The organism is Methylobacterium nigriterrae (genome assembly GCF_037106235.1).
GTDB lineage: Bacteria > Pseudomonadota > Alphaproteobacteria > Rhizobiales > Beijerinckiaceae > Methylobacterium > Methylobacterium nigriterrae.
Window position 1 is genome coordinate 1 of record NZ_JBAWTG010000892.1, and the last position, 269, is coordinate 269.

General features: G+C 57.6%; 1 protein-coding gene. It reads left to right on the forward strand.

Annotated elements, in window-relative coordinates; translation table 11 throughout:
* Positions 1-269, forward strand: a 269-nt coding sequence (locus WDW90_RS39580) for an S-layer homology domain-containing protein (RefSeq protein WP_336493054.1), incomplete at both ends; no start/stop codon positions are given.

The window sequence follows — 269 nt, forward strand, 5'->3', positions numbered from 1 at the left end:
CGGCGGCAAGCGGAAGCGGACTCATACACGGTTATGCCGACGGGACCTTTTTGCCGAATGGCTTGATCTCCAGACAGGAGGCGATGGTTATTTTCGCAAGAGCGTTAAAGTTCGCTGAGGTTTCCCCAATGGTAGAGGCCATGGATTCGGAGGCTGTGCTGGCTGCTTTCCAAGACCGTGCCGAATTGGCTAGTTGGGCCAAGGCGGCTGCAGCCGAAGTGGTTCACAGCGGACTCATGAGCGGTTACGATGCCAAGCTGAGACCGCGG